General features: G+C 61.4%; 16 protein-coding genes and 1 tRNA gene. 8 read left to right on the top strand and 9 right to left on the bottom strand.

Translation table 11 applies throughout. From position 1 onward, the window contains the following. The first annotated feature begins 142 nt into the window (after window positions 1-142). Together ACVWSC_RS09795 and ACVWSC_RS09790 are read left to right on the top strand one after the other, a co-directional pair. Entirely contained in the window at window positions 143-1,633 is a 1,491-nt protein-coding gene (locus tag ACVWSC_RS09795) for an aldehyde dehydrogenase (RefSeq protein WP_442113440.1), read from the top strand. Window positions 1,634-1,643: 10 nt separating this feature from the next. Next, a complete protein-coding gene (locus ACVWSC_RS09790; RefSeq protein WP_442113439.1) occupies window positions 1,644-1,997 on the top strand; it encodes a cupin domain-containing protein in 354 nt (117 codons plus the stop codon). A gap of 78 nt (window positions 1,998-2,075) precedes the next feature. On the opposite strand, the gene ydiJ is transcribed toward ACVWSC_RS09790, so the two are convergent. Beyond that, window positions 2,076-5,096 carry a D-2-hydroxyglutarate dehydrogenase YdiJ gene (gene ydiJ / locus ACVWSC_RS09785; protein WP_442113438.1) on the bottom strand — a complete coding sequence of 1,007 codons (3,021 nt, stop codon included), beginning with the start codon at window positions 5,094-5,096 and terminating at the stop codon, window positions 2,076-2,078. 152 nt (window positions 5,097-5,248) lie between these two features. Here ydiJ and ACVWSC_RS09780 point away from each other — a divergent pair, with 152 nt between their 5' ends. Next, window positions 5,249-6,151, top strand: a complete 903-nt coding sequence (locus ACVWSC_RS09780) for a LysR substrate-binding domain-containing protein (protein ID WP_442113437.1) — start codon at window positions 5,249-5,251, stop codon at window positions 6,149-6,151. Window positions 6,152-6,183: 32 nt separating this feature from the next. Here ACVWSC_RS09780 and ACVWSC_RS09775 read toward each other — a convergent pair whose 3' ends face one another. Both ACVWSC_RS09775 and ACVWSC_RS09770 read right to left on the bottom strand, forming a co-directional pair. Continuing rightward, complete coding sequence (locus ACVWSC_RS09775; RefSeq protein ID WP_442113436.1) at window positions 6,184-8,178, bottom strand: peptidase U32 family protein; 1,995 nt, start codon at window positions 8,176-8,178, stop codon at window positions 6,184-6,186. Window positions 8,179-8,310: 132 nt separating this feature from the next. Next, window positions 8,311-8,691, bottom strand: coding sequence for a RidA family protein (locus tag ACVWSC_RS09770; RefSeq protein WP_442113435.1), 381 nt, complete (start codon window positions 8,689-8,691; stop codon window positions 8,311-8,313). Window positions 8,692-8,886: 195 nt separating this feature from the next. Between ACVWSC_RS09770 and ACVWSC_RS09765 the strand changes: the two genes are divergently transcribed. Next, window positions 8,887-8,961, top strand: a tRNA-Gln gene (locus ACVWSC_RS09765). 200 nt (window positions 8,962-9,161) lie between these two features. On the opposite strand, the gene ACVWSC_RS09760 is transcribed toward ACVWSC_RS09765, so the two are convergent. Beyond that, complete coding sequence (locus ACVWSC_RS09760; protein WP_442113434.1) at window positions 9,162-10,871, bottom strand: amidase; 1,710 nt, start codon at window positions 10,869-10,871, stop codon at window positions 9,162-9,164. Window positions 10,872-11,131: 260 nt separating this feature from the next. Between ACVWSC_RS09760 and ACVWSC_RS09755 the strand changes: the two genes are divergently transcribed. After that, window positions 11,132-11,497, top strand: coding sequence for a glyoxalase superfamily protein (locus ACVWSC_RS09755; RefSeq protein ID WP_442113433.1), 366 nt, complete (start codon window positions 11,132-11,134; stop codon window positions 11,495-11,497). A gap of 201 nt (window positions 11,498-11,698) precedes the next feature. Here the strand turns inward: ACVWSC_RS09755 and ACVWSC_RS09750 are convergent, their stop codons facing one another. The 3 genes from ACVWSC_RS09750 to ACVWSC_RS09740 form a co-directional block, all read right to left on the bottom strand. Continuing rightward, window positions 11,699-14,095 carry a TonB-dependent siderophore receptor gene (locus tag ACVWSC_RS09750; protein ID WP_442114284.1) on the bottom strand — a complete coding sequence of 799 codons (2,397 nt, stop codon included), beginning with the start codon at window positions 14,093-14,095 and terminating at the stop codon, window positions 11,699-11,701. Between the two features lie 150 nt (window positions 14,096-14,245). Continuing rightward, window positions 14,246-15,190: a FecR domain-containing protein gene (locus ACVWSC_RS09745; protein ID WP_442113432.1), complete on the bottom strand. Its 945-nt coding sequence runs from the start codon at window positions 15,188-15,190 to the stop codon at window positions 14,246-14,248. Next, window positions 15,187-15,723, bottom strand: coding sequence for a sigma-70 family RNA polymerase sigma factor (locus ACVWSC_RS09740; RefSeq protein WP_442113431.1), 537 nt, complete (start codon window positions 15,721-15,723; stop codon window positions 15,187-15,189). The genes ACVWSC_RS09745 and ACVWSC_RS09740 overlap by 4 nt, the downstream gene beginning before the upstream one ends. Before the next feature lie 253 nt (window positions 15,724-15,976). Between ACVWSC_RS09740 and ACVWSC_RS09735 the strand changes: the two genes are divergently transcribed. From ACVWSC_RS09735 to ACVWSC_RS09725, 3 genes are all read left to right on the top strand, one after another. After that, on the top strand, window positions 15,977-16,993 hold the full coding sequence (locus ACVWSC_RS09735; RefSeq protein WP_442113430.1) for a branched-chain amino acid aminotransferase: 1,017 nt from the start codon (window positions 15,977-15,979) through the stop codon (window positions 16,991-16,993). Between the two features lie 143 nt (window positions 16,994-17,136). Continuing rightward, window positions 17,137-17,817: a response regulator transcription factor gene (locus ACVWSC_RS09730; RefSeq protein ID WP_442113429.1), complete on the top strand. Its 681-nt coding sequence runs from the start codon at window positions 17,137-17,139 to the stop codon at window positions 17,815-17,817. After that, window positions 17,795-19,183, top strand: a complete 1,389-nt coding sequence (locus tag ACVWSC_RS09725) for a sensor histidine kinase (RefSeq protein ID WP_442113428.1) — start codon at window positions 17,795-17,797, stop codon at window positions 19,181-19,183. Before ACVWSC_RS09730 ends, ACVWSC_RS09725 begins: the two co-directional genes overlap by 23 nt. A 67-nt stretch (window positions 19,184-19,250) precedes the next feature. Here the strand turns inward: ACVWSC_RS09725 and cysS are convergent, their stop codons facing one another. Both cysS and ACVWSC_RS09715 read right to left on the bottom strand, forming a co-directional pair. Next, window positions 19,251-20,633: a cysteine--tRNA ligase gene (gene cysS, locus ACVWSC_RS09720; RefSeq protein WP_442113427.1), complete on the bottom strand. Its 1,383-nt coding sequence runs from the start codon at window positions 20,631-20,633 to the stop codon at window positions 19,251-19,253. Window positions 20,634-20,642: 9 nt separating this feature from the next. Further along, a complete protein-coding gene (locus tag ACVWSC_RS09715; protein WP_442113426.1) occupies window positions 20,643-22,346 on the bottom strand; it encodes a glutamine--tRNA ligase/YqeY domain fusion protein in 1,704 nt (567 codons plus the stop codon). Window positions 22,347-22,428: the final 82 nt, after the last annotated feature.

Genomic DNA, 22,428 nt, shown 5'->3' with positions numbered 1-22,428 from the left:
AATGCTAAGTCAGATTTTTGCGCATGTGTAGATTTTTTATTTTTTAATCGTTGCATTGCGCAGAATCTTGCAAATTTATATGCTGAATCAGCAGCTCAACGCCAGCATATTTTGCGCAAAATAAAAACCACAGGAATTCTCTATGCCCTTGCAACTGCATGATTGGATCGCCCGCGCCGACGCGCTCAGCGCCGAGACCCGCGCTTTTATCAATGGTGAGTACTGCGCCGCGCGCGCTGGCGCCAGTGCTGAACGCATCAGTCCGATTGACGGCCGCCTGCTCGGGCATATCGCCCAGTGCGATGCGCAAGATGCGCAGATTGCCGTCAAGGCTGCGCGCCAGGCGTTCGACTCAGGCGTCTGGTCACGGCGCTCACCGGTGGAGCGCAAACGCGTCATGCTCAAGTTCGCCGAACTGATCGAGGCTGATATCCAGCACCTGGCGCTGCTGGAAACCCTGGACATGGGCAAGCCGATCAGCGACTCGCTGAGTGTCGACGTCCCCGGCGCTGCGCGCGCGATTCGCTGGAATGGCGAGGCCATCGACAAAATCTACGACGAAGTGGCCAACACCGCCGACGACGAACTCGGGCTGATTACCCGCGAACCGATCGGTGTGGTAGCAGCTATCGTGCCGTGGAATTTTCCGCTGATCATGACCTGCTGGAAACTCGGCCCGGCCCTGGCGGCTGGCAACTCGGTGATTCTCAAACCGTCCGACAAGTCGCCGCTGACTGCCATCCGTTTGGCCCAGTTGGCCGTAGACGCCGGTATTCCTGCCGGGGTGTTCAACGTCTTGCCGGGCCGCGGCCAGGTGGTCGGCAAGGCCCTGGCAACGCACATGGACATCGACGCCCTGGTGTTCACCGGTTCAACCGGCGTGGCCAAGCAACTGCTGATGTTTGCTGGCGAATCCAACATGAAACGGGTGTGGCTGGAAGCCGGTGGCAAAAGCCCGAACATCGTCTTCGCCGACGCCCCCGACCTGCAGGCGGCGGCACGGGCGGCAGCCAGCGCCATTGCCTTCAACCAGGGAGAAGTCTGCACTGCAGGTTCACGTCTGCTGGTTGAAGCCTCGATCAAAGAGCGCTTCACCGCCATGGTCATTGCCGAGTTGGAAAACTGGCAGCCTGGTCATCCACTGGACCCGGCCACCAAGGTCGGTGCGCTGGTCGATACCCAGCACCTGCGCAGCGTGCTCAAGTACATCCAGATCGGCGAAGACGAAGGCGCGACCCGCGCCTACGGCGGCCACCAGGTGCTGGAAGAAACCGGTGGCAATTACCTGCAGCCAGCCGTGTTTACCAATGTTCGCAATGACATGCGCATTGCCCAGGAAGAAATCTTTGGCCCGGTATTGGCGGTGATCAGCTTCGAGGACTGCGAAGAAGCGATCCGGATTGCCAACGACACGCCCTATGGCCTGGCGGCGGGCATCTGGACGGCCGACTTGAGCAAAGCGCACCGCACCGCCAAGGCGCTGCGTGCGGGCAGTGTCTGGGTCAACCAGTATGACGGTGGTGACATGACCGCGCCGTTCGGCGGCTTCAAACAGTCGGGCAATGGCCGCGACAAGTCGCTGCACGCGTTCGACAAATACACCGAGCTGAAGGCCACCTGGATCAAACTCTGAGGGATGTGTGATGCTGATAAAAGACATTGCTGACTTCACCTACAACACCCCTGGCGAACGCTACCTGCCCAGGCCTGAACGCTTGATCAGCGGCCATCCTGAGCAATCGGCACACAATCAGTTTTGCAGTGCCAATGGCCAGTTCAATGCCGGTATCTGGGAAAGCCAGCCGGGGCGCTGGCAGGTGGTGTACAGCGAAGATGAGTACTGCGAAATCCTCAGTGGCCAATCGCTGATTCATGACCAGAACGGCCATGTGAAAGTGGTTCAGGCCGGTGATCGCTTCGTCATTCCGGCGGGCTTCACCGGGATCTGGGAAGTTGTCACCACCTGCAAGAAGGTCTACGTGACCTTCCAGGCTTGACCTTGGTAGGAGCGGGCTTGCCCCGCGATCGCGGTTTATCAGACACACCGCATCGCGGGGCAAGCCCGCTCCTACAGGCTAGCTGCTCAGCTGTTGCAGCAGCACTTCCAACGGATGGCGCAAGGTGCGGTCGGCCTGGCGTTTGACCTGGCTGCGGCACGAGTAGCCGGTAGCCAAGGCTTCGCCTTCCTTGTCCAGCTTGGTCGCCCAGGACTGTTCGAAGATGGTCTTCGAGGTGGCCTGGTTACGGGCCTCGTGACCATAGGTACCGGACATCCCGCAGCAACCCGTAGCTTCGGTGGTCAGTTTCAGGCCCAGGCGGCTAAACACCTGTTCCCACTGCCGCGTGCTTGCCGGGACGTTGGTTTTCTCTGTGCAGTGCGCCATCAAACGGTAGGTCGTGGTTGCCCGGGTCGGTTGTTCAGGCAGTACCTCCATTAACCACTCTTGAGGCAGCAATACCTTCGGGCATGCCCCCAGATCCGGAACCTTCAGGTACTCCTGGCGATACACCAGGGTCATGGCCGGGTCCAGCCCCACCAGCGGCACACCGCATTCCGCCAAGGCACTGAGCTCACGGGCATTGCGAATCGCCGCCTTGTTGAAAGCACCGAGGAAGCCCTGCACGTGCAGTGGCTTGCCGTTGGCACTGTAGGGGGCCAGGTAGACGCGATGCCCGAGGCGATAGGCCAGGTCGATGAACGCCGCCAGCACCGGGGTTTCGAAGTAACGGGTGAAGGCATCCTGAACCAGCACGATGCTGCGTTCGCGCTGCGCCGGGGTCAGCTCACGCAAGGCCGGAATGCTGGCCACGCGCACGTTGCAGCGCGTCAGGGTGGCCTGGAAGTTGTAACGGCTGATCAGCGGGCTGTCGAGCATGCCGACATGGCGCTCAAGCAGCTTGCTCACCCATTTCGAGCCCATCACCGCGTTGTACACACCGGGAGCGTAGGCCAGATACGGAATGCTGAACTCCAGCGAGCCGATCAGGTAGTCGCGCAACGGCCGCTGGTAACGCCCGTGGTACAGCTCGAGGAAGCGCGAGCGGAATTCCGGCACGTTGACCTTGATCGGGCACTGCCCCGCGCACGACTTGCAGGCCAGGCAACCGGCCATGGCGTCGTACACCTCGTGAGAGAAGTCCGCTTCCCCCTTGTTGCGCGCCAGGTTGTTGCGCAGCCGCGCCGGCAGGCCTTTGAGCCAGTTGAGCTTGCCCTGGGCGGTGGCCAGCACATCGACGTTGGCGGCGCCTTGCAAGCGCAGCCATTCGCGGATCAGCGAGGCACGGCCCTTGGGCGAGTGCTGACGTTCACGGGTGGCTTTCCACGACGGGCACATGGCGTCGTTGGGGTCGTAGTTGTAGCAGGCGCCGTTGCCGTTGCAGTGCACGGCACTGCCGAAACTCTGCCACACGCGCTCGTCGATCTGGCGGTCGAAGTCGCCACGCATCGGCGCTTCGTTGACCTTGATCAGGCCCTGGGCGCTATCGGGCGGGGTGCAGATTTTGCCGGGGTTGAGTTGGTTGTGCGGGTCGAAGGCGCCCTTGAGCGCTTGCAGCGACGGGTACAGTTCACCGAAGTATTCCGGCACATATTCCGAGCGCAGGCCTTTGCCATGCTCACCCCAGAGCAGACCACCGTAACGCAGGGTCAGGGCAGCCACGGCATCGGAAATCGGTTTGACCAGCGCGGCCTGGGCCGGGTCTTTCATGTCCAGCGCCGGGCGCACATGGAGCACGCCGGCATCGACGTGACCGAACATACCGTAGGCCAGGCCATAGCCATCGAGCAAGGCGCGGAAGTCGGCGATGTAGTCCGCCAGTTGCTCTGGCGGTACTGCGGTATCTTCGACGAACGGCTGCGGCCGCACTTCACCTTCGACGTTACCCAGCAGGCCCACCGAGCGCTTGCGCATGGTGTAGACCCGCGTTACCGCTTCAGCACCTTCGGCCAGGGTGTGCCCCAGACGCTCGACGCCTTTGTCGGCCTGCAGGTGGGCGACAAAGGCTTGCACCCGCGCATTGACTTCAGCCGGGTCGTCACCGCAGAACTCCACCAGGTTGATACCCAGGGTCGGGCGCTCGGCATCGGCCGGAAAATACTCGGCGACGCTGTGCCAGACGATGTCTTTCATCGCCAGCATCAACACCTTGGAGTCTACCGTTTCAATCGACAGCGGCTTGTGCGCCATCAACGCGTTGGCGTCGCGCAGTGCGTCCATGAAGCTGGTGTAACGCACGTTGACCAGCACTGCATACTTGGGTATCGGCAGCACATTGAGCTTGGCCTCGACCACGTAGCCCAGCGAGCCCTCGGCGCCACACAGCACGCTGTTGAGGTTGAAACGGCCTTGTTCGTCACGCAGGTGCGCCAGGTCGTAACCGGTCAGGCAGCGGTTGAGCTTGGGGAAGGTTTGCTCGATCAGTTCGGCCTGGGTCTCCTGGATCTGCCGGGCGGTGCGGTACACCTCACCGGCGCGGCCAGGTTCAGCGCAAGCGTGCTCCAGTTCAGCGTCGCTCAATGGCCGGGTGTGCAGGCGCTGGCCGCCCAGCAGCACACTGTGCAGTTCGAGCACGTGATCGCGGGTTTTACCGTAGGTGCAACTGCCCTGGCCGCTGGCGTCGGTGTTGATCATGCCGCCAACGGTGGCGCGGTTGGAGGTCGACAGTTCCGGGGCGAAGAACAAGCCATGGGGCTTGAGCGCGGCATTGAGCTGGTCTTTGACCACACCGGCCTGAACCCGTACCCAGCGCTCTTCAACGTTGATTTCAAGGATGCTGTTCATGTGCCGCGACAGGTCGACGACGATGCCGTCGGTCAGCGACTGGCCGTTGGTACCGGTACCGCCGCCACGCGGCGTGAGCTTGACGTCTTTGAAACGCGGCTCGGCCATCAGCGTCGCAACTCGCGCCACATCGTCGGCGTCCTGCGGGAACACCGCCGCTTGCGGCAGGCGTTGGTAGATCGAGTTGTCGGTGGCCAGTACGGTGCGGGTGGCGTAGTCGGCACTGAGCTGGCCACGGAAACCGGCAGCGCGCAGGGCTTCGAGGAAATCAGGGTACAGCGTGGCCGGTGCAGTGCCGGTCAATCGGGCGATCATCGGGGGATGGCCTCATTTATGTCAGGCTAATCAGGAATACTTGCTGAAACGGTATGGTCAGTACACGGCCAGGTAGTGGATGATGCCAATGATCCCGCAGCCTGGCGCCAGGCACAAACGGATATTCCCGCAGCCTTTGATGACTTTTACGAATGAATTACCGCAATCTCACCCCGTCGATGTCCTTGCTGCTGGCATTTGAAGCCGCGGCGCGCCATGAAAGCTACACCCGCGCCGCCGTGGAACTGGCCCTGACCCAGAGCGCTGTCAGCCGTCAGGTGCAGGCGCTGGAGCAGCAATTGGGGGTGACGTTGTTCCGCCGCGAAGGCCGCACAGTCAAACTCACCGAGGTCGGCCGCCTGTACCAACGGGAAATCAGCGAGGCCCTCGGCCGTGTGCGCAGCGCCACCTTGCACGCCATTGCCCACCAGGCCGGTGGCGGCAGTTTGCGCCTGGCAACGCTGCCGACCTTCGGCTCGAAATGGCTGCTGCCACGACTGCACGCGTTTTACCGCAGCCATCCCGAAGTACTGGTGCACATCAATTCACGGATTGAACCGGTGGACTTCGCCACCAGCGGCATCGATGCCGCCATCGTCGTTGCCACCCATGAACTGCAGGGACTGATCTGCCACCGCCTGCACGCAGAAGAATTGAGCGTGATCCTGTCACCGACCCTGGCCGCCAGCCTGCCCGCCTGGACCCCGAAAGCCATCAGCCAGCAAGTGCTGTTGAGTGTCGCCAACAATGCCAATGCCTGGGGTGAATGGTTCACCCACCACGGCCTGGCGCACCAGGCCATGCGCCTGGGGCCGAGCTTCGAGTTGACCTCGCATTTGATCCAGGCCGTGCGCGCCGACATTGGCATCGGCCTGGTGCCACGCATTCTGATCAGTGACGAACTGGCCAGCGGCGAGCTGAGCAGCCCCACCCCGCCCTTTGCCAGCGCCCGCAGTTACTACCTGGTGTACCCACCGCGCAACCAGGCGCTGCCTGCGCTGCAGGCGTTTCGCAGCTGGTTGCTGGACAAGGCCGGCATGGAATTGCGCGGCTGAGCGCGACGCCGTGACGTCGCGCTCGTGCTCACTCAGTGCGGTGCGCGCGGGATGGTTTTCAGCAGGTCTTCCGGGCTGATATGGCCCACCACCGGTTGGCTGCCTGGCTGTGGCAGGTCGAAGATGTGGCCTTTCATCTTGCCGATGATATGCATCTCGCACGGCTTGCAGTCGAACTTCAACGTCAGCACTTCATCACCGTGAATCAGCTGCATCGGTGCCACCTTGGTGCGCACCCCGGTGACGCCCTTGGCCTGTTTAGGGCACAGGTTGAAGGAGAAGCGCAGGCAGTGCTTGGTGATCATCACCGGCACTTCGCCCTTCTCTTCGTGGGCTTCGAACGCCGCGTCGATCAGCTTGACGCCGTGACGGTGATAGAAATCGCGCGCCTTCTGGTTGTAGACGTTGGCCAGGAACGACAGGTGCGACTCCGGGTACACCGGTGGCGGGTTGCTTTCGGCCTTGCGGCTGCCCCGAGGATGGGCCTCGACGCGGGCAGTGGTCAGCGCCTCGATCACTTCACGGCGCAGCGCCTTGAGCTGTGAATTGGGAATGAAGTACGCCTGTGGCGCATCCAGCTTGATGTCGGTGGCGTGGTACTGGGTGGTGCCCAGTTGCCCCAGCAAGTCACGCAGCTGTTCCAGTGCCTGCTCAGGCTTGTTGGCCGCGCCGAACGGGCCGTCCAGGCTGACACTGGCGCTGACGCCCTCTTCACTGGTAGCGGTCAGTTGCAGGCGATCTTCACGCAGGCTGGCCGACCATTTCAGGCCAATGCGCCGCTCGGCAGAGGTCTTCTGCAGCGCTTGCTGCCAGTTGTGGTCGAGGTTGCGGCTCAGCGGATGGTTAGGGCGCAATTGATGCATACCCTTGGGCATCTCGTTGGGCTCGACCCGGTAGCGGTAGCGCTTTTCGCCGTCTTCATCGAACTCGCCCTTGGGCTCGGCGATGTTGGCGCGGAAACCCACGACTTCACGCTTGACCAGCACGTTGAGGCCATCGCCGTTGGACAGCGGCTCATGAGTGACCACCTGCAGGTCGCGCTTGCCGACTTTCTCTACCACACCTACCGGCAGACCGGTAAAGGTCGGCGAGTCGAAGGCACCGATGTCGATCTTGCGCTCGCTGACGAAGTAGTCGGTGCTGCCGCGGTGGAAGGTTTTGTCTGGGTCCGGCACGAAGAAGTGCGCGGTACGGCCGCTGGACGCGCGGGCCAGGTCCGGACGGTCTTCGAGCACTTCATCCAGGCGCTGGCGGTAATAGGCGGTGATGTTCTTCACATAGCCCATGTCCTTGTAGCGCCCTTCAATTTTGAACGAACGCACACCGGCTTCGACCAGGGCGCGGATGTTGGCGCTCTGGTTGTTGTCTTTCATCGACAGCAGGTGTTTTTCGTAGGCAATCACCCCACCCTTCTCGTCTTTGAGGGTGTACGGCAGGCGGCAGGCCTGCGAGCAGTCGCCACGGTTGGCACTGCGGCCGGTCTGGGCGTGGGAAATATTGCACTGACCGGAGAACGCCACGCACAGCGCACCATGGATGAAGAACTCGATGGCGGCATCGGTTTCATCGGCGATGGCGCGGATTTCCTTGAGGTTCAGCTCACGCGCCAGCACCAGTTGCGAGAAACCGGCCTGATCGAGAAACTTGGCCCGCGCCAGGGTGCGGATATCGGTCTGGGTACTGGCATGCAGCTCGATCGGCGGGATATCCAGCTCCATCACCCCCAGATCCTGGACGATCAGCGCATCGACACCGGCATCGTACAGCTGGTGAATCAGCTTGCGCGCCGGCTCCAGTTCGTTGTCGTGGAGGATGGTGTTGATGGTGGTGAACACCCGGGCATGGTAGCGCCGGGCAAACTCCACCAACTGAGCGATATCGCTCACCTCGTTGCAGGCGTTGTGGCGGGCGCCGAAGCTTGGGCCACCGATATAGATGGCGTCGGCGCCATGCAGAATGGCCTCGCGGGCGATGGCCACATCGCGGGCAGGGCTGAGCAGTTCCAGGTGATGCTTGGGTAAGGACATGTTTTTTTAGTCAGGCTTGTCACGGTCAAGGCGCGCATTGTAGCGCGAAACCGCCTGTAGGAGCGGGCTTGCCCCGCGATGCTCTCTGGCTGACACACCGCAATCGCGGGGCAAGCCCGCTCCCACAAGGGTTCAGGCTTTGGCGGCCATTGCCGTTACTTCCACGCGCATGCCTTCAACCGCCAGCGAGGCCACGCCAACCGCTGCGCGCACTGGCCACGGTTTGGCGAAGAAACGCTGGTAAACCTCGTTGAACGCGGCACGATCTGCCATGTCGGTGAGGTAAATGGTCAAGTGCAATACTCGGTCCATGGAACTGCCGGCACGCTCCAGGGCCACTTTCAGCGCTTGCAGGGTGCATTCACTCTGCAAGGTGATATCGCCCAGCTCCAGGCTGCCATCGGCACGGGTCGGAATCTGAGTCGAAACCAGTATGCCGCCGAAGCCGGTAACATCGCTGGAGATCGACTCCGGGTCAGGGTCTGGAACGAAGGTAATGTCGTGGTTGGCCATGAAAAAATTCCTGCTGGATGGGGTAAACACTATGATGCCTGACCGGCAGCAACAGTAACCGGCTGTTTTAAAAACAATTTATGTGATTTGGCTCTTCCCAGACGGCAGAAAAGTTGGTAAATTTCCGCACATTCCTGCAACGGCAGTGAATAACCTCTATTCAAACGAGTGCCAGACACTCGTCGCTACAGCTACAGGGGCGTCGCCAAGCGGTAAGGCAGCAGGTTTTGATCCTGCCATGCGTTGGTTCGAATCCAGCCGCCCCTGCCATTTTCTTCTTCTATTCCAATCTACGTCCACGACAGTTCTGTCGCAGCATTCGCGCACCCAACATATTTTGCTTTTCACCGATTGCCCCTAACTCGGTGGGAGCGGGCTTGCCCCGCGATCTGGCGCGGCATAGCAAATCGCGGGGCAAGCCTGCTCCCACCGGCAGGGCCGGATGCAGGAGCCTGCCCCGCCCGCTTTGCTTACTTCGCGACCAATGGCGGCGTACGCGGTGGCACCAGACGCTTGGAGCCAGTCGCCTCAAACCCCGCCGCCAGGCGCAGCAGCGACGAATCGTCATACGCCCGGCCGGCAAAGGTCAGGCCGACCGGCATGCCGATATCAGCCATCACGCCCATCGGTACGGTGACCGTCGGTACACCCAGATGACGAATGGCCAGGTTGCCATTGGCAACCCAGACGCCGTTGCTCCAGGCAATATCCGCCGACGCCGGGTCAACGTCGGAATTGGCCGGTGCCACATCAGCGACGGTCGGGAACAGCACGGCATCGAGCCCGAGGCGATCCATCCACTCCTCGAGGTCAATGCGTCGGGTTTTCTCCAGCCCGCGCAGGCCGTCCGGTACGGTGCTGATCTGGTCCCACGGGGTAATGCCACGCTCGGCCATGCGCACGTACTCGTCCATGCCCGCAGCCAGATCGCCCTCACGGTTTGGCAGGGTGCCAGGGTCGTGCGGGAAGATCTTCGGCCCGTCGACATCGACCAGACGGTTCAATTTAGGGTCGCCGTTGGCCTGGAGAAAATCATCGAAGGCCCAGGCGGTCAGGTCCCACAGCTCATGGTGGAGGAATTCCTTGGACACCAGGCCACGGTTGAACACGGTCGGCGCGCCAGGGCGATCACCTTCGCAATTGGACACCAGCGGGAAATCTACATCGATGACTTCAGCGCCTGCAGCTTCCAACGCGTTGCGTGCGGCTTCCCAGAGGGCAATCACGGTCGGCCGGGTGTTGATACGCTGGCCGGTCGGCCCGCCAATACCGGGCGCTTCGCTGGTGCCTGCTTCGGGGTCGGCATTGATGTACATGCGCGGGATACCCAGGCGCTTGCCTGCCAAGGCTGCAGCACCGGCTGCCAGCTCCAGGTAGGACGCCGGACGCACCGAGGCAACGCTCGGAATCGGCACCCAGGGCTGCATGCGCCACAGGTCGCCACGGGTATCGGGGTCTTCGGCGACCACCACGTCGAGCACTTCCAGCAGGTCGGCCATGGTCCGGGCGAAAGGCACGACCACGTCCATGGTCGGCGTCAGTGGCCAGTTGCCACGCACCGAGATCACTCCACGCGAAGGCGTGTAGGCACACAGGCCATTGTTGGATGCCGGACCGCGCCCGCTCGACCAGGTTTCTTCCGCCAGGCCGAACGCCGAGAAGCTGGCGGCAGTGGCAGTACCGGCGCCGTTGGAAGAACCCGAGGCAAACGGTGCTGTGAGGTAGTCGGCGTTGTACGGGCTTTCAGCGCGGCCATACACGCCGCGCTGCATCCCGCCATTGGCCATCGGCGGCATATTGGTTTTGCCCAGACAGATGGCCCCAGCCGCGCGCAGACGCTCGATGGTGAAAGCATCGCGGTAGGCAACCAGCTCGGCAAATGCCGGGCTACCGGAGGCGGCGGTGAGCCCTTTGACCAGGTAGCTGTCCTTGGCGGTGTAAGGAATGCCATCCAGCGGCCCCAGGGTTTCGCCTTTGGCGCGCCGCGCGTCGGAAGCCTGGGCTTCTGCCAGCGCCTCAGGGTTGCGCACCACCACGGCGTTGAGCGCGGTAGCAGTTGCCGGGCCGTCATAGGCTTCGATGCGGGCAAGATAAGCCTGCACCAGCTCGACCGCCGTGGTCTGGCCAGACTCGAGCGCAGCTCGCAGCTGGGCAATGGAAACTTCAGTGACTTCAATCATGCGCTCACCACCGACGACTGTTGGTTGATGCTGGGCATACGCAGTTCAGGCACATCACATTGTTTAAAACGGGTTTTCATATCAAGTCTCATTGCACGCCATTCACGCGAAACCGCGCAGTGGGCACCATGAAACCCTGACATTGGGTTTAAAGCAATATTGCGCTACGGCATGGATAAGATGCAGGCCTGCCTAGTGATTGAGGGTTTTCAGTTGTATTGTTTCGCGGGACAAGCCCGCTCCTACATGGAATCCTCTGAATGCACCTCGCCCCTGCCATTCCAGTTCTGCGCATTTTTTCGGTTGATAAAGCCAAGGAGTTCTACCTGGACTTCCTCGGTTTCACACTGGATTGGGAACATCGTTTCGAGCCTGAGCTGCCTCTCTATGCTCAAGTGCACCGTGACGGGTTGATCCTGCACTTGAGTGAGCATCACGGCGACGCGACACCCGGCTCGACGGTATTTGCCCGGGTCGAAGACATCATCGCCCTGCAGAACGAACTGGTCGCCAAGCGCTACGGCTATTCGCGCCCTGAAGCCGTTAGGGTTGGCTGGGGGTTACAGATGGAGATCGCCGATCCGTTTGGCAACCGGCTGCGCTTTTGTCAGCAGATTGAAGGCTGAATCGGCGAAGGCCTAAATAGACAAGGCCCCGTCCATTGCTGGACGGGGCCTTGTTTTACCTACTGCCTTAAGGTGAATCATCGGTACCCGAATCGCGATTGGCGGTGGTCGTGGTACGCATCGAGGTCAGCAGGCAAACCTTGATGGCTTTATACTGCTCCGCGCTGACCAGCCGGTCAATGCCCGCTGGTATACCGTTGGTCAGTAGGTGTACTTCAGGCTGGCCATGAAATTGCGCGGCGCGCCGTACACGCTCCAGCTGTCGGCAAAGCTGTAGTACTCACGGTCAAACAGGTTGTTGACGTTGAGCGAGGCGCTCAGGTGTTCGTCGATCTGGTAACGCGCCATCAGGTTGGTCAGGGCGTAGCTGCCCTGAGTGTGGTTATGCAGGTCCTGACCCGTCTTGCTTTGCCAGTTCACCCCGCCACCGACAGTCAATCGATCCCAGGCGCCTGGCAAGCGGTAGCTGGTGAAGGCCTTCAGACCATGACGCGGAATCTGCGTCACGATGCGCTTGTCGTCGCTGTCGGTACTGACGCTGTAGGCATAGCCTGCCGACGCCTGCCAACCCTCACTCAACTCACCACTGAGCTCAAGTTCCACCCCTTTGGTGGTGGTGCCTTGCTCAGCCTTGTAATAGTTGTCCTGTACATAAACCGCCAGGTTGTCCTGATCGAGCTTGAACAGGGCCAGGCTGGCATTGAGCCGGTCTTCATTGAAGCTGCCCTTGACCCCTACTTCGTAGCCGGTACCTTCCTGTGGATCCAGCGGTTTGCCGTTGACGTCTTCAATCCCGTAGTACTGCGGGTTGAAAATCTTGGTGTAGCTGGCGTACGCCGACCACTGGTCGGTCAAGTCGTAGACCAGGCCGGTGTAGGGCAGGAATACACCATTGCGGGTTTCTTCATCTTTGCTGTCACTGGCCGGGTCGGCGTAGGTGCGTACATCGTTGGTGCGCTTCCAGTCGGTGACCCGCCCGCCAACAATCAGGTGGGTGGCATCGGTGAGGTTAAAGCGCCCGGTCATGTAGGCCGCGTACTGTTTCTCTTCGATGTAGGTTTTGCCAATGGGGGTGGTATCGGGACGCGGGCCTTCACCATCCCAGGTGTAAATGTTGTCGATGGTGCCGTCGTAGCCGGTCCAGGGGCCGAACCAGCCACCATGGTTGGGGGTATTCTCGCGGTAACGCGACAGGGTCAGACCGGTGATCAACTCATGCTCGCGACCGAACAGGCTGAAGGGGCCGGTCAGGTAGGCGTCGACGTTATCCTGACGCGGCTTGCCCGACCAGCGGTTGGGGTACAGGAACGCGCCGCTGCCTGTTTCGCGGTCGATCGAGCCGTTCATGTAGTTGATCAGTTCGTCGAATTCGTTCTGCGAATGACCAACTTCCAGCTTGGCATTCCAACCGTTATCGAACTGCTGTTCGATCGAGGCGAACAGGTTGGTCATGGCCCGGTCGTTATAGGCCCAGTCGGGCGCACTGTTGGCCGAACGGCCGAAATCGGTGCGGCTGCCATCACTGAAAAAGGTCTGGAAACCGGTGCGTAGCGGGCGTTCGACATTGTTCTTCACATAGCTGAAACCCAGGGTCAGCAAGGTCGATTCGCTGAGGTCGAACTCGGTGATGCCGTAGACCAGTTGCCCCTCGCTTTTCAGGTGATCGACCCAGGAAGCCTGGTCTTTGTAATCGAGCACCAAACGGCCGCGCACGTTGCCGCTTTCGGTCAGGCGACCGGAAACATCCATGCCCACACCATAGCGATCCCAGCTACCGGCCTCGGAAGTGAAGCTCAGTTGCGGCTCATCAGTCGGGCGCTTGCGAATCAGGTTGACGGTAGCCGAGGGCGTGCCGGAGCCGCTGATCAGGCCGGTCGCACCACGTACGATTTCGACCCGGTCATACATCGCAGTGTTCTGCGTAGTGATGTCCAGGCGTGACGCCGTCGGCACGCCGTCGATCTCGAAGTTGTTGATCTGAAAGCCGCGCGACCAGTAGGTGTCATTCTCTGCGCCAACGCCGACTCGGGTCACGGTAATACCGGTGGTGGCCTCCATCACTTCCGTCAGGTCGTTCAGCTTCTGGTCATCCAGGCGCTGGCGGGTGATCACACTCAGCGATTGCGGGGTCTCTTTGGGGGTAAGGTTGAGGCGGGTCGAGCTGCTCGACGAATAGGTGGTGTACAACCCAGTGCCTTCGGTGGTCGAACCCGGCGCCTTGCCGGAGATGCTGATCGCCCCCAACTCCATCGCTTGCCCGTCACCGCTGACCACCAGCGAATAACTGCCATCGGCATTGCGCACCGCCACCAGGCCGTTGCCGCCAAGCAACAGGGCGAAGCCCTGGTCCACACTGTAGCTGCCCACCAGCCCCGGGCTCTGACGGCCCGCCGTAAGGCTGCTGTCGAACGACAACACCACGCCCGCGTCACCGGCAAAGCGGCTGAGCACTTCGCCCAACGCCCCGGCGCCAATCTGATAATGGCGCTGCTGCTCTGCAGCACCCGCCTGCCCGCTGCTACTGAGCAATGGCTGCAGCACACTGCCATGAGCCAGCAGTGCAACACCAAGCAATGCCACGACCAATGGCTTTTTCATGAATGCCTGATGCGGCCGGGTGACAGGGGGATGAGTGGCGCGGGACATGCTGACTCCTGTTGCAAAAGATGAACGAGAATTAATCTTGTTCATGGGAGTCGTATCAACCGCGAGAAATCGACAACGCCCGGGCAAGTTTTTTTATCCGCCTCAAGCGCGTGGCATTACACGGGTCCAAAAGCGGGTGTGCTGGCGAATGTCCACGGGTACCGCGCGGGCGATAGCGGCCAGTGCCTGATCGGTGTTGTCCAACGGGAAGCTGCCTGACAGTTGCAGATGAGCAACCTCCTCGGCACAGCCCAGATAGCCCGGCCGATAGCGGCCTAACTCTGCCAGCAGACGATCCAGACGCCAGCCGTCGATCAGCAGGTGGCCCTTGACCCACTCCCCTTCACCGCTTCGCAACACGCGCAGGTCAACGATGCCTTGCTGATCGAAACGCACCCCCTGCCCGGCCTCGATCCGCTGTTTGGCATGGGTGCCACCGGTGGTGACCGCCACCGCATGCTCCAACACCGCCAGGTCGGTGATGCCCGGGTGTTGGCGGACGATGAAGCGCGTACCCAACGCCTGCATCTGGCCTTCGGCGCTGCGCACATAGAACGGTCGGGAATCCTTGGCGGTTTCGATCAACACTTCACCCTGACGCATGACGACGCAGCGCATCTGCGCATCGAACTGCACATCGACGGCGCTCGAGGTGTTGAGGGTTACCCGGCTGCCATCGGCCAAGGTCAGGGTTCGCCGCTGCCCCCGCTCGGTACGCGCATCGGCGAGCCATACCGGCGCCTGCTGATAGCCGCCCAACCCCAGCGCCCCTGCGCCCACGCCCAGCAACAGGCAGCGCAAAAGGGTGCGCCGATCGAGCGGTGCACGCGTGGCACGGGCCAACACTTCGCCGGCCAGCGCGCCGTCGACACCGCCCAGTTGCGCCTGCAGCCGTTCTACCCGCTGCCAGGCCCAAGCGTTGACCTCGCTGCATTGCTTCCAGTGCTGCCACTGCACACGCAGTTGCGGGTTGTGCCCTGGCACGTTCTGCCGGGCATACCAGTCTGCCGCTTCACTCAGGGCCTGGCGTTGCTCGGCAGTGATCACAAGCCGTGCTCCAGCGCATACAACAAGCAGTGTTCGGTCGCCCGGGCGACGTACTTGGTCACCGAGCTGACCGACACGCCCAGCTCACTGGCAATGGCCTTGTAATCCAGGCCTTGCAGTTGCGACAGCAAAAACGCCCGCTTGGCCCGCGCGCCCACGCCGTCGAGCATGGCATCGATCGCCTGCAGGGCCTGGATCAGCATGAGCTGATCTTCCGGCGAAGGCACAAGGATTTCCGGCTGCTCGGCCAGCGTCTGCAAATACGCCTGCTCCACCGCGCGACGGCGGAAGCTGTCGACCATCACGCGCCGGGCCACGGTCACCAGAAAGTGCCGAGGCTCCTGCAGGGGCGCTTGCAGACGCTGGGCGCGATCGGCCACCAGCAAGCGCACGAACGTGTCCTGCGCCAGGTCCGCCGCCTGCTGCGAGCAGCCCAGGCGCGAACGCAGCCAGCCCACCAGCCAGCGATGGTGATCACTGTAGAGGGCACCGATCGTCAACCTCGACACGGGGGCAGCACTGGAAACGGACATAGCAATAAATACGCGACTGAGAATTAATCGCAATTTAAACGAGCCGTGCACCAACAGCAATCATCACCCTGAAAATCTTGTGAAAATCACGCGCCAGGGCACTGCGCTGGCGCTTTCATGAAGATTTTGCCTGCAACTAAGGTCCAATCTATGACTGGGCGTTCCCGATCCGCACGGGATGTATTATCGTGGCTGCGTGCGCAATAACACACGCCTGAGCATGCAGGCATATGCAAACCGATTCGAGGGTGCCATGAGTAACGAAAGCATTAACTGGGACAAGCTGGGCTTCGACTACATCAAGACCGACAAGCGCTACCTTTCCTACTTCCGCAACGGCGAGTGGGACCAGGGCACCCTGACTGAAGACAACGTGCTGCACATCAGCGAAGGCTCGACCGCCCTGCACTATGGCCAGCAGTGCTTCGAAGGCCTGAAGGCCTATCGTTGCAAGGACGGTTCGATCAACCTGTTCCGCCCTGACCAGAACGCCCAGCGCATGCAGCGCAGCTGTGCCCGCCTGCTGATGCCGCAAGTGTCGACCGAAGCCTTCATCGAGGCCTGCAAGCAAGTGGTCAAGGCCAACGAACGCTTTGTACCGCCACACGGCAAAGGTGCCCTGTACCTGCGTCCATTCGTGATCGGCGTGGGCGACAACATCGGCGTGCGCACCGCACCGGAATTCATTTTCTCGATCTTCGCCATCCCGGTCGGCTCGTACTTCAAGGGCGGCATGAAGCCGCACAACTTCCAGATTTCCAGCTTCGACCGCGCGGCCCCGCAAGGTACCGGTGCGGCCAAGGTCGGTGGCAACTACGCCGCCAGCCTGCAGCCGGGCGCCGAAGCGAAGAAAGCCAACTTCGCCGACGCCATCTACCTCGACCCGCTGACCCACACCAAGATCGAGGAAGTCGGTTCGGCCAACTTCTTCGGGATTACCCCGGACAACAAGTTCATCACCCCGAAATCGCCATCGGTACTGCCGGGCATCACCCGTCTGTCGCTGATGGAACTGGCGCAATCGCGCCTGGGCCTGGAAGTGATCGAAGGTGATGTACTGATCGACAAGATCGGCCAGTTCAGCGAAGCCGGCGCTTGTGGCACTGCGGCGGTGATCACCCCGATCGGCGGTATCGAATACAACGGCAAACTGCACGTGTTCTACAGCGAAAGCGAAGTCGGCCCGGTGACCCAGAAGCTCTACAACGAGCTGACTGGCATCCAGAGCGGCGACATCGAAGGCCCGGCGGGCTGGATCGTCAAGGTTTGATGTAACCACATCGCGGGGCAAGCCCGCTCCTACTGTAGGAGCCGGCTTGCCCCGCGATGGCTACAAAGATGAATTTTTCTTTAACCCGGGCACCGCCTATTCTTTGGCACAATCAAGTCTCTACCCGCCGCCCAGGTAATAGCATGCCCCGCGTACTGACTATCGAAGACGACGCCGTGACCGCTCAGGAGATCGTCGCCGAGCTTTCCAGCCATGGTCTGGAAGTGGATTGGGCCGACAACGGCCGTGAAGGCCTGGCCAAGGCTATCGCCGGAGGCTACGACCTCATCACCCTTGACCGTATGCTCCCCGAGCTTGACGGCCTGACCATCGTCACCACCCTGCGCAACCTGAAGATCACCACGCCGATCCTGATGATCAGTGCGCTGTCGGATGTCGACGAACGGGTCCGCGGCCTGCGTGCCGGCGGCGATGATTACCTGACCAAGCCGTTCGCTTCCGACGAAATGGCGGCCCGCGTGGAAGTGCTGCTGCGACGCAACAGCGTGCCCATGGCGCAGACCCGCCTGCAGGTGGCGGATCTGGAACTGGACTTGATCAGCCACGAGGCCAAGCGTGGCGAACAGTCGCTGAACCTGCTGCCCACCGAATACAAGCTGCTGGAATTCCTCATGCGCCATGCCGGTCAGGTAATCACCCGGATGATGATTTTCGAGGAGGTTTGGGGCTATCACTTCGACCCCGGTACCAACCTGATCGACGTGCATATCGGCCGTTTGCGCAAGAAAATCGATGCCGCTGGCCAAACCCCGCTGATTCGGACCGTGCGGGGCTCGGGCTATGCCATTGCCGAACCCGTCTAAAGGGTGGAGTTCATCAACCAGCCGCCTGTTGGCGCTGTACAGTTTTCTCTTTGTGGCCTGGAGCAGCATCCTCATGGGGGTGCTGTACTTTGAAGTGTCGGGCTACCTGAACAAACTCACCCGCCACTCGTTGCTGCAGCGTCAGCACCTGTTCGCGCACATGAGTGGCAAACAGCTGGACGACGCGCTGATCGCCAGCCAGGCCTTCGAAGAACGCAGCTTCGATGCCTATGGCCTGTTCGACGCTCAGTTCAACCCTTTGGGCGGACAGATTCGCCAGGTTCCGACCGACCTCGGTCTGGACGGCAAGATCCACGAGTTGGGCCGCTGCCTGGATGCCGACGACCCGCACCTGCCGCGCGACAGCTGTGACGCGGTGGCGATCAAGGTGCGCGATGGTCGCTGGTTGGTGCTGGTACGCGATAACGGCTCGCTGTTTGTCGTCACCCGGATCATTCTGCATGCCCTGCTCTGGGGGCTGTCGCTGACCATCATCCCCGGCATCGCTGGCTGGTATTTGCTGCGCCGCCGCCCCCTCAAGCGCATCCGCGCCATTCAGGCCACTGCCGAACAGATCGTCGCCGGCGACCTGACCCAGCGCCTGCCGTTGTCGCAGCGCCGCGATGAGCTGGACATGCTCGCCGCCATCGTCAACGCCATGCTCGACCGCATCGAGCGGCTGATGCATGAGGTCAAGGGGGTCTGTGACAACATCGCCCATGACCTGCGCACGCCACTGACCCGCCTGCGCGCCCAGTTGTACCGCATCCGCCAGCAGGCCGGAGACGACTCACCCCAAGCGCAAGCGCTGGAGCAGGCAATTGGTGAAACCGATACGTTGATGGCGCGCTTTCGTGGTTTGCTGCGCATCAGTGAACTGGAGAATCGTCAGCGCCGCGCCGGGTTCGTCGAACTTGACCCTCATGCTCTACTGATGGAAATGCACGACTTTTACTTGCCGCTGGCTGAAGATGGCGACATCCGCCTGGATCTTGACCTGCCAGCACAACTGCCAGCGCTTCATGGTGATCGCGAACTGTTGTTCGAGGCACTGTCCAACCTGCTGAGCAATGCCATCAAGTTCACCCCGGCGGGCGGCCAGGTGCGCATGCACGCCAACAATGAGGCAGGCGTGCTGAAGATTGCGGTGGAAGACAGCGGCCCTGGGATTCCCGCTGACGAGCGGGACGCCGTGCTGAAGCGTTTTTACCGCAGCGAGGAAGGCCATCGGCATTCAGGATTCGGGCTAGGGCTGTCGATCGTTGTGGCGATCGCTGACCTGCATGGGTTTGTGCTGGAGGTAGGAGCCAGTGAGCTGGGTGGCGCGAGGTTGGTGTTGCACTGCAGGACTGGAGTAGTCAGTTAGGGCAAATAAATCGCGGGGCAAGCCCGCTCCCACCGGTTCTGTGGGAGCGGGCTTGCCCCGCGAAAGGTCAGTCAGCCAGACGCCAGGTGGTAGCGCCTTTACTGTCTTCCAGCACTACTCCCATGGCGGTGATCTGGTCACGAATGCGATCCGATTCGGCCCAATTCTTGTCCGCTCGCGCTTGCAAACGCGCCTGAATCAAGGCCTCGACCTCAGCCGCATCAACCTTGCCTTCAGCACCCGCGCGCAGGAAGTCGTCGGCGTCCAGTTGCAGCACACCGAGCAAGCCCGCCAGCTCACGCAGGCGCCCTGCCAGGCCAGCGGCGGTTTCAGGTTCGCTGTCACGCAGACGGTTGATCTCACGCACCAGGTCGAACAGCACCGCGCAGGCTTCCGGCGTACCGAAGTCGTCGTTCATCGCCACGGTAAAGCGCTCGACATACGTCTCGCCGCCCTTGGCCTCGACCCGCGGCAAACCACGCAGGGCATGGTAGAAGCGCTCCAGGGCACCCTTGGACTCGCGCAGGCTGTCTTCGGAGTAGTTGATCGAGCTGCGGTAGTGGCTCGACACCAGCAGGTAACGCACCACTTCAGGGTGGTACTTGTCGAGCACATCGCGAATGGTGAAGAAGTTGTTCAAGGACTTGGACATCTTCTCGCCATTGATGCGAATCATGCCGCAGTGCATCCACGAATTGGCGTACTGCTTGCCGGTCGCGGCCTCGCTCTGGGCGATCTCGTTCTCGTGGTGCGGGAACTCCAGGTCGTTGCCACCGCCATGAATATCGAAGCTCTCACCCAGGCAGCAGGTGGACATCACCGAGCACTCGATGTGCCAGCCCGGACGGCCTGGGCCCCACGGCGACTCCCAGCTCGGCTCACCCGGCTTGACGCCCTTCCAGAGGACGAAATCGAGTGGATCCTGCTTGGCTTCGTCGACCTCGATACGCGCACCGATGCGCAGGTCTTCGATCTTTTTCCGTGACAGCTTGCCGTAACCGACGAACTTGCCGACCCGGTAGTACACGTCGCCGTTACCCGGCGCGTAGGCATACCCCTTGTCGATCAGGGTCTGGATCATCGCGTGCATGCCAGCGATATGGTCGGTGGCACGCGGCTCCTGATCTGGCGGCAGGATGTTCAGACGGCGCTCATCCTCGTGCATCGCATCGATCATGCGCGCGGTCAGCGCTTCGAACGATTCGCCGTTTTCGTTGGCCCGGTTGATGATCTTGTCATCGATGTCGGTGATGTTGCGCACATAAGTCAGGTCGTAGCCGCTGTAACGCAACCAACGGGTGACCAGGTCGAACGCCACCATGCTGCGGCCATGGCCCAGGTGGCAGAAGTCGTACACGGTCATGCCGCAGACGTACATCCGTACCTTGTTGCCGTCGAGCGGTTTGAAAACCTCTTTGGTCTTGCTAAGTGTGTTGTAAATGCTAAGCACGAGCGTTCCTCAGCTGCCCCACGAATCGCGCAGGGTCACAGTCCGGTTGAATACCGGGCGACCCGGCTGGGAATCTTTCAGGTCGGCGCAGAAGTAGCCTTCGCGCTCGAACTGGAAGCGGTCTTCTGGTTGGGCCTGGCCCAGAGAAGGTTCCGCACGACAACCAGTCAGCACCTGCAGCGAATCGGGATTGATGTTGTCGAGGAAGCTGCCGCCGTCTTCGGTCTTCTCGGGGTTGGCCGAGCGGAACAGACGGTCGTACAGGCGCACTTCGCACTCAACGCTGGCCTCAGCCGGCACCCAGTGGATCACACCCTTGACCTTGCGGCCTTCCGGGTTCTTGCCCAGGGTGTCCGGGTCGTAGGAGCAACGCAGCTCGACGATGTTGCCGTCAGCATCTTTGATCGCCTCGTCGGCACGGATCACGTAGCTGCCACGCAGGCGCACTTCACCGGCCGGCTCCAGACGCTTGTAGCCTTTTGGCGGTTCTTCCATGAAGTCGTCGCGGTCGATGTAGATTTCACGGGCGAACGGCAGTGCACGCACACCCATGTCTTCTTTCGGGTGACGCGGCAGTTCGAGGTTTTCGACCTGACCTTCCGGGTAGTTGGTGATAACCACCTTCAACGGACGCAGCACGCACATGGCGCGGGGTGCGGTGCGGTCGAGATCGTCACGGATGCTGAATTCGAGCATCGACATGTCGACCACACCGTCAGAGCGGTTGGTGCCGATCATTTCGCAGAAGTTGCGGATCGAGGCCGGGGTGTAGCCGCGGCGACGGAAACCCGACAGGGTCGACATGCGCGGATCGTCCCAACCATTGACGTGCTGCTCATCGACCAGTTGCTTCAATTTGCGCTTGCTGGTGATGGTGTAGTTCAGGTTCAGGCGGCTGAACTCGTACTGGCGCGGCTTGGCCGGTACCGGCAGGTGCTCCAGGAACCATTCGTACAGCGGACGATGGCCTTCGAACTCCAGGGTGCAAATGGAGTGGGTAATGCCTTCGATGGCATCCGACTGACCATGGGTGAAGTCGTAGTTGGGGTAGATGCACCACTTATCACCGGTCTGGTGGTGGTGGGCATGACGAATGCGATAGAGGATCGGGTCGCGCAGGTTCATGTTCGGCGAGGCCATGTCGATCTTGGCCCGCAGCACGCGCTCACCGTCTTTGAACTCACCGGCTTTCATCCGCGCGAACAGGTCGAGGTTTTCCTCGACGCTGCGCTCACGGAACGGGCTGTTCTTGCCCGCCTCGGTCAGGTTGCCACGGTATTCCTTGGCCTGCTCCGGGGTCAGGTCGCAGACGTAGGCATTTCCCGACTTGATCAGGTCTACCGCCCAGTCGTGCAACTGGTCGAAATACTCGGAGGCATAGCGCACCGGGCCGGTCCACTGAAAGCCCAGCCACTTCACATCGCTCTGGATGGCGTCGATGTACTCCTGGTCTTCTTTGGCCGGGTTGGTGTCATCGAAACGCAGGTGACAGGCGCCGCCGAATTCCTGGGCCAGGCCAAAGTTCACACAAATCGACTTGGCATGGCCGATGTGCAGGTAACCGTTAGGCTCTGGCGGGAAACGGGTGACGATGCTGCTGTGCTTGCCCGAGTCCAGGTCAGCCTGCACGATCGGGCGCAGGAAGTTCGCAGGGACAGCGGGGGCACCTTTGGCAGCGGCGTTGGCAGCGGTGTCGGCAGTGGGCTTGCTCATAGGATCCTTGAATACCGGTACACGGCCTGGGTAGGCCGACTGAATCAAAGCGCTTATCATAGCCGAAGCGGTCGAGCTGCCG

Source organism: Pseudomonas sp. NUPR-002 (genome assembly GCF_056322725.1).
The sequence above is the reverse complement of the archived record's forward strand: the minus strand, read 5'-3'. Positions and strand labels throughout refer to the sequence as shown.